Here is a 7,859-nt window from a genome sequence, read left to right as displayed (position 1 = left end):
CACTCCGATTCCATCCCGAACTCGGTTGTGAAACTTCACCGTGGCCAAGATACTTGTCGGGTTGCCGACCGGGACAATAGCTCGATGCCAGGATTATTCTTTCCTACCCCTCAATCCGACAAGATTGGGGGGTTTGGTTTTATCTAAGCTATGCTCTGAATTAACACAAAAGGTTGCACGATTAGTGTATTAAAAAGGTTATCGGGATGGGAATTCCAATCGCTTAATTGCTCCTGTGTCGGTTTTTCTAGTAGTTTTTCCCCGATCCAATTCTGCACTTGAACAACTTGATCACCAGCGATCGCTTCTGCCACTTCGATTAAATTGAGGGAATCCGAAACCACGATCAGCGCATCCCTTTGAGCATGGGGGATTAAGTCACTCCACTCCACTTCGGCTAATTCCTCTAATAACTGCTCGTGAATATTACCCATACTGTCAATCCTTGCGAAAAAGCTCGCTCAATAACGAATTATCCCCTTCTTCTAGCATACAGGCAAAGGGACGACCGATTTCCCCATTTATAGTAATGTTAAGCTAAAATATAACGAACGTTCGATATTAAAATTATGCCTAAGATAGTAGATGCAGAACAATACCGAAAAGAACTCCTCTTAAAAAGTGCCGAACTCTTTGCCGAGAAAGGCTATGCTGACATGACGACGAGAGAATTAGCGCAAGGATTGGGAGTGTCCACGGGAACGCTATACCACTACTTTCCCAGTAAAGCGGCACTTTTCGAGCAATTAGTCGAGGAGATGTGCCGAGAGGATGTTTTATTAGCTAAAGCCGAGATCGATCGAGGAAAAACCCTGACAGAAAAGCTAAAAATTCTCGGAAAATTTATGACTAATCGCGAGGATTCCTGCATCAAACAATTATTCTTATGGATTGATTATTCTCAATACCAAGGACGAGAAGAACTGCGTCGTAGTCAATTTTTTGAGCGCGTTGATCGCCGCTATCATCAGGCAGTAATCGAGATTTTAGGTATTAGCGATCCGAGTGTAGCTTGGTTAGTTGTCAGCGTTATTAATGGACTGATATTAGAGCGCCTGTGGTGCAATGAACAGATTGTGATCGATGAACAAATGGAATTATTAGGTAAAATTATTACTACTTATTTGCAGAAAAACTGTTAACCCCCAACAATCACTTATTAACTAAAAAATTATGAACGGTAAAACTTTTGTAAAACCCAATCAGAAGTTAATTATCGGGTTAATAGTATTAGGCACAGGATTATTAGGAGTAACCACCTTTTATAGTCTTTCCCAAGTCGCCCCCAAACCCGAAACCAAAACCCCTATAGTTGCGTCGCCCGCACCGCAAAAAATCACCGCTTTAGGCAGAATTGAACCGAGGACAGAAATTATCAGCATATCTGCCCCGATGTTGCTTGATTCCGATCGAGTCAAGCAATTATTAGTCGATGAAGGAGATAGCGTCAAAACGGGACAAATAATCGCCATTCTCGAAAGTCAGGAAAGATTAGAGGATAACCTGCGACAGGCACAAGAACAGGTGAAAGTAGCCGCATCCAAGCTAGAACAGGTGAAAGCTGGGGCAAAAGTCGGCGAAATCGACGCTAATGCCGCTAACGTGCGGAAAATCGAGGCACAATGGTTAGGGGATCAAGCAACCCAACGGACAACTATCCAAAGATTAACAGCGCAATTAGAAGGGGATAGGGCTGCCCAAAAAGCGACAATTGGCAAATTAGAAGCAGAATATCGCAATGCCAAAGCTGAATTTGATCGCTACGAAAAACTCTATCAAGAAGGGGCAATTTCCGCCTCTAGTTTTGATAGTAAAAGATTGAATTTAGAAACCAGTAATCAACAACTCACAGAAGCAAAAGTTACCCTAGAGAGGATTGAACGCACTGGTAAACAAGAGATAGAAGAAGCCAAGACTACCCTAGCCCGGATTGAATCCACTGGTCAACAGCAGATCAAAGAGGCCAGATCCACTTTAAATCAAGTCTCAGAAGTGCGGGGAGTCGATGTGCAGGCAGCCCAAGCGGAGGTAAATGCTGCCCTAGTTGCCGTTAAAAAAGCCCAAACCGAGTTAAATCAGGCCTATATTCGATCGCCAATTACCGGCAAAGTGATTAAAGTCAATACCCGTATCGGGGAACAAATCAGCGATCAAGGAATTGTTGACCTTGCTGAAACCGATCGCATGGAAGTAATTGCCGAAATTTATCAAAGCGATATCGGGAAAATTCGCAAGGGACAAACTGCCACGATTACCGGATCGGCGTTTAAGGGCGAAGTTAGCGGAAAAGTGCGCTTAATTGCTTTAAAAGTTGACCAACAAAATATCTTCAGCAATCAACCGGGAGAAAACTTCGATCGCAAAGTGATCTCTGTCCATATTGCCTTAGATCGCAAAAACAGTCAAAAAGTGGCAGGTTTAACCAATTCCCAAGTAACTGTAGCTATCAATGAGTAGGTTTTAGGGGAAGTGGGGAAGTGGAGAAGTGGGGAAGTGGGGAATTTTAACTAAAACCCCAACACCCCAAAACCCCAAAACCCCCCGCAACGCGCACGCAGTGACCACCCCAACACCCAACACCCCAAAACCCAATGAAACTAACCCATCTATTCAAAAAAACGCCCCTATCTTGGTTACAGGTGACGCGAGAGAAAACCCGTTTGATTGTAGCTATTGCCGGGATTGCCTTTGCTGACTTCTTAATCTTCACGCAGTTGGGGTTTCGGGATGCCTTATTTGATGCTTCCGTTAAACCCCATTATGTCCTCGATGCGGATTTAGTCCTGATTAATCCCCAATTCGACACCCTCTTTGCGGTGAAAAGTTTCTCACGCGATCGCTTGTACCAAGCTAAAAGAGTCGAGGGTATTCAATCTATAGCCTCAGTTTATATTGCTTCTGCCCAGTGGCGCAATCCCGAAACTGCCCTAGAAAGAACTACTTTAGTCTTTGGTTTTGATCCCAGTCAACGGGTTTTTACTCTCCCAGAAGTCAATCAAAAATCCAGTGATCTGAAGATGTTAAATCGCGTCTTGTACGATCAAGCTGGTAGGCCAGAATTCGGTCCAATTGCCGATTTACTCCAGAAAAACCCCGATTTGAGAGTTCAGTTAAATAAAAAAGAGGTACAGGTAGCGGGAATTTTTACCCTTGGTGCCTCCTTTGCTGCCGATGGTAACGTCATTAGCAGTGATTCTACCTTTTTAAGGCTCTTTCCCGAACGTCAACCCCACGAAATCGATATAGGACTGGTGAAACTGCAACCGGGGGCAAATATCGAAGCAGTTAAGGCCAATTTACAGGCACTTTTCCCTAAAAATGAAGTAATTGTCCTTACTTTAAAAGAATTTGCTGAAAGGGAAAAAACCTATTGGGCAAATGGTACAGCCATTGGTTTTATCTTTGGTTTAGGTACAGTAGTCGGTTTTATCGTCGGTATCGTCATTGTCTATCAAATTCTCTATTCCGATGTCACCGATCACTTACCCGAATACGCTACCCTAAAAGCTATGGGTTACGGTGATTGGTATTTAGTCGGGGTTTTGATGCAAGAGGCTTTATTACTAGCGGTTTTGGGGTATATACCAGGGTTTATCGTTTCTCTCGGTGTTTATCATCTCGCTTCCTCCGCTACACTTTTACCGATAGTGATGACTACCGCTAGGGCGATCGAAGTTTTAATCCTGACAATTATTATGTGTATTGCCTCTGGAATTGTCGCTATGGGCAAATTAAGGACAGCAGATCCAGCCGATATTTTCTAAGCTATCAAGGGTGAAATAATGCTGATTTTTCAAAAAGAGCGAGAATTAGGGGATTTTAGCCCTAATGAACCCGTAATTGCCATTAAAGGCTTAAATCACTATTTTGGCACGGGGGAATTAAGAAAACAGGTTTTATACGATATCGATCTGGAAATTAAAGCGGGGGAAGTAGTGATTATGACTGGTCCTTCGGGATCGGGGAAAACTACTTTATTGAGTTTAATGGGAGGTTTGCGATCGGCACAAGCGGGCAGTTTAAAAATTCTCGGCCAAGAAATGTTAGGAATTGGTAAGGGCAAAATGCTGAAAATTCGCCGACAAATTGGCTATATTTTTCAGTCACATAATTTACTAAAATTCCTGACAGCGAAACAAAACGTAAGGATGTCTTTGGAACTGCACGAGGAGTTTTTAGAACAAGATCTCGATCAAAAAGCCACAGCAATTCTAGCGTCAGTGGGTTTAGGCAACCGCGTTGATTACTATCCCCATGATCTATCGGGGGGACAAAAACAACGGGTTGCGATCGCTCGCGCCCTCGTCAGTCATCCCAAATTAGTCCTCGCTGATGAACCGACCGCGGCCTTAGATAAACAATCCGGGCGCGATGTGGTGGAAATCATGCAGAAATTGGCAAAAGAACAAGGTTGCACGATTTTACTTGTCACCCACGATAACCGGATTCTCGACATCGCCGATCGCATTGTCAATATGGAGGATGGTCGTTTAGGCGATTAACTGCCCAAAAATTACTTGCCAAAAATCGGCCTTTCATGTTAGACTAAAATAATGTCATCTTGGAGAGGTGGCAGAGTGGTCGAATGCGGCAGATTGCTAATCTGTTGTACGAATCGTAAGACCGTACCGAGGGTTCGAATCCCTCCCTCTCCGTCTTCTTTCGGTATTTTCGATGACTGCTCGCCAGGATTATTTCTGCTCCGTATATGGTCCGGTTGCCTCTTGGCGCTTCGGCAGCTCTCTGGGCATTGATCCGATTGGTTTAGTTTCCACCTGTTCCTTTAACTGTGCCTACTGTCAGTTAGGAGAAATTGAGCAAAAAACCGAGCAGCGAAGAATTTTTATCACTAGCGAACAAATTAGCAGGGATTTAAGCACTTTTGCCCCTTGGGACGTGGATATAGTCACTCTCAGTGGTAGCGGGGAACCCACCCTCGCCCTCAATTTAGGGGAAATACTGGCCACCGTCAAGGAAATGACCAGGCGGCCGGTGGCGGTCTTAACCAATAGTACCCTTTTGGGAGATGCCCAAGTGCGTCAAGACTTGAGCAAAGCTGATATCGTCGCCGCTAAAATCGATGCTGTTTCCGAGTCCCAATGGCGACGGGTTAACCGTCCAGTCCCCGGCCTGGATTGGCAGAGTTGTTGGTCGGGATTAAGACAATTTCGCCAAGAATGGTCGGGAAAACTAGCAATTCAAACCATGGTGCTGTCCTCTTGGTCGCCCCAAGAGCAAGACCAGTATATCGATTTGATGCAACAGCTACAACCGGATGAAATTCAGCTTAACACCCCGACCCGTCCCCGGGCCAGACAAAGACAATTAGAAACCCGCGGTAATAATCCCCTCACCGCTGCCGACGGAATGCAAATTCTCAAACCCGTAAACGCTGAAATATTGGCAATTTGGGCGCAAAAAATGGCCACGGCCACGGGAATTACCGTACGCTGTGTGCCACTTACCGCCACAGGTCTCTAAGGCTTCGGCCGGGGTTTTTCTTCTTTCGGCTTCACATTAAAATAAGCCTCCATTACCTGACGTACCATAGGTGCGGCCACTTTACCACCACCACCGCCGGAATGTTCCGCAAAGGCGACCACGACAATTTCGGGCTTGTCGAAGGGTGCGAAAGCTCCAAACCAAGCGTGGGACTTCCCGGGAGGTGCTTCTGCCGTGCCGCTTTTGCCCGCTACAGGCGGTAAAGCGGGGTCCGATAGGGCCCGCCCCGTTCCTTCCGCTACCACGGCTCTCAGGGACTTTCTCAGGGTGTCTAGGGTGCTAGGTTTCATGTTCAAAGACTTGCGCCATTCCTTAACATCCCGGGCATCCTGTAAAAGGTGCGGTTTCACCAAAAAACCACCGTTAGCGGGGACAGCAAACATCACAGCTACCTGTAGGGGAGTTGCGAGGGTAAATCCTTGACCGATCGACATATTAATCGTATCCCCTACGGACCAATCCCAGTTTTTAAAATTACGCAGCTTCCAATCGCGATCGGCAATTAACCCCGGAGTTTCTTCCGCTAATTCTATCCCGGTTTTCTGACCGAAACCGTAGCGCCGAGCCGTGGCAATTAAAGCCGGTCCCCCCACCCCGCGACCAATTTGACCGTGAAAAGTGTTACTACTCATGGCCATGGCCCGGACAAAACCGATCGGACCAAAACCAGCGTGATTCCATTCTCCAAAAGCTGTCCCCCCCACATAAAGGGCAGCAAAGGTATTTAAGACCGTATTTGGCGGAAATTTACCCGATTCCATGCCAGCAGTGGCAGTGACGACTTTAAAGGTGGAAGCGGGGGGGAATCCTTGCAGAGCGCGGTTAACAAACGGGTTGCCCTCCGCTTGTAGTTTTTTCCAAGTGGCGGTGGTAATTGGGGCTGAGAAAACATTAGGATCAAAACTAGGATAACTGACCATGGCCCGCACGGAACCATCCCGGGGATCGATCGCCACGATCGCACCCTTGCGTTTTCCTAAAGCGGCCTCGGCGGCTTTTTGGAGTTTTAAATCTAGTGTCAGGGTGACATCTTGCCCCGGTTTAGCAATTTTTTGGCCGAGAATTTGGATTACTTGTCCCGATCCGTTGACCTCTAACTGCATTCCTCCCCATTCTCCCCGCAATTTTGACTCGTAGGCGGCTTCTACACCCATTTTACCGACGACATCTCCCAACCGGTAGCCCTGGGGTCTTTTGGCTTGATATTCCTCTGGGGTTAGTTCCCCGGTATAACCGAGAATATGGGCCCCGATTTTACCATTGGGATAGTAGCGCACTGATTCCACGTCCACTTCAATGCCGGTTAATTCGTCCTTGTATTCCTCTAGGGCGATAATTTGGGCCGGAGTTAAACCCCTAGCGATGCGGATCAGGGTGGAGGGGTTTTCGTCCGCTTCGTTAATGCGTTTTTCTAGGTCGCTTTTGGGAATTGCTAAAATACTGGCTAAACGGTCAAGATTGAGTTTTTGGGCGGGATTACGCTGGGATTTGGGCCAAATATAGGCCGCATGGGTTAAGCGGGCCGTGGCCAAAACTTTGCCATTGCGATCGAATAAGTTGCCCCGGACTGGGGGTTTGGGAAGAATGCGAATCCGGTTATTTTCTGCCCTTTCTCGGTTAATTTGTCCTTGCTGCAGTTGTAAATAGGCCAATCGTGAGCCGACTCCTCCTAGCAGGACAATGCTAATTAATCCCATAATTAGCCATGACTGACGCTGACGACCGACTAGACGCTCTTTATCTTTGATTTTATTCTGTAATTTATTCGGCCCTGGCCGCGTCGGCGAGGTGAGGGTTTTTTTCCGTTTCAGTTTGACTTTGGTTTTTGATAGGAGTCCGCTATTACGCATTTGCTTAAAGTTAAAAATTTAAAAGTTATTAGGGCAGTCATCATTTATCAGTTATCAGTCATCAGTTATGAGATTTGAGTTTTAAGTAAGAAGTATTAAGTGAGTAGTTTTAAATAGCACTTTCCTGATGTCTTTTCACTGGTCACTGGTTACTGGTTACTGTTCACTGTTCACTGGTTACTGAAAAGGACGCAATACTAGGTGATTTAGCTCCTCTCTTGACTAAAGTTAAGGGAGTCCGCAATATATCTTAACAAAATAGGTGTAAATACTGGGATAAATTTTAACTTTTGTCAACTGGCCTTGATTTTTCAAAAATACTCAGTAAGAATCTGTCAGAGAGCTTTGATAGGAATTGTTAATAAGTAGGGCTTGCTGAATAAATCTAAAAACCTTGTTGGGTAAGACTTTTAGACTTTTTGTCAATCAAAAAGTACCAGTTGTGGGAGAGATAGGGGGAAAATTCTGGGACTTTTTCTCTGAAAATTAGGTAATTGACCAGATGAG

7 protein-coding genes and 1 tRNA gene are annotated in these 7,859 nt (G+C 45.7%); 6 read left to right on the top strand and 2 right to left on the bottom strand.

Going from position 1 to position 7,859, the window contains the following annotated elements; all coding sequences use genetic code 11:
- Positions 1-143: 143 nt before the first annotated feature.
- Complete coding sequence (locus O9290_RS12670) at positions 144-434, bottom strand: DUF2288 domain-containing protein (RefSeq protein WP_288059730.1); 291 nt, start codon at positions 432-434, stop codon at positions 144-146.
- A 135-nt stretch (positions 435-569) separates the two neighbouring features.
- Here O9290_RS12670 and O9290_RS12665 point away from each other — a divergent pair, with 135 nt between their 5' ends.
- The 6 genes from O9290_RS12665 (at position 570) to O9290_RS12640 (ending at position 5,481) form a co-directional block, all read left to right on the top strand.
- Positions 570-1,142 carry a TetR/AcrR family transcriptional regulator gene (locus O9290_RS12665; RefSeq protein WP_288059728.1) on the top strand — a complete coding sequence of 191 codons (573 nt, stop codon included), beginning with the start codon at positions 570-572 and terminating at the stop codon, positions 1,140-1,142.
- A gap of 31 nt (positions 1,143-1,173) precedes the next feature.
- The gene (locus O9290_RS12660) at positions 1,174-2,457 is read left to right on the top strand and encodes an ABC exporter membrane fusion protein (RefSeq protein WP_288059726.1); all 1,284 of its coding nucleotides are present in this window, start codon (positions 1,174-1,176) and stop codon (positions 2,455-2,457) included.
- Positions 2,458-2,591: 134 nt separating this feature from the next.
- Positions 2,592-3,764, top strand: a complete 1,173-nt coding sequence (devC, locus tag O9290_RS12655) for an ABC transporter permease DevC (RefSeq protein ID WP_288059707.1) — start codon at positions 2,592-2,594, stop codon at positions 3,762-3,764.
- 18 nt (positions 3,765-3,782) lie between these two features.
- A complete protein-coding gene (locus O9290_RS12650) occupies positions 3,783-4,502 on the top strand; it encodes a DevA family ABC transporter ATP-binding protein (RefSeq protein ID WP_288059705.1) in 720 nt (239 codons plus the stop codon).
- A gap of 61 nt (positions 4,503-4,563) precedes the next feature.
- Positions 4,564-4,655 (top strand) — tRNA-Ser (locus tag O9290_RS12645).
- 19 nt (positions 4,656-4,674) lie between these two features.
- Positions 4,675-5,481: a radical SAM protein gene (locus O9290_RS12640; protein WP_288023663.1), complete on the top strand. Its 807-nt coding sequence runs from the start codon at positions 4,675-4,677 to the stop codon at positions 5,479-5,481.
- Here O9290_RS12640 and mrdA read toward each other — a convergent pair.
- A complete protein-coding gene (gene mrdA / locus O9290_RS12635) occupies positions 5,478-7,352 on the bottom strand; it encodes a penicillin-binding protein 2 (RefSeq protein WP_288059703.1) in 1,875 nt (624 codons plus the stop codon). The genes O9290_RS12640 and mrdA overlap by 4 nt on opposite strands.
- Positions 7,353-7,859: the final 507 nt, after the last annotated feature.

Origin of the sequence: Microcystis sp. LE19-41.2A (assembly GCF_027530405.1) — a bacterium.
In the GTDB taxonomy this organism is placed as follows: Bacteria; Cyanobacteriota; Cyanobacteriia; order Cyanobacteriales; family Microcystaceae; genus Microcystis; species Microcystis aeruginosa.
The sequence above is the reverse complement of the archived record's forward strand: the minus strand, read 5'-3'. Positions and strand labels throughout refer to the sequence as shown.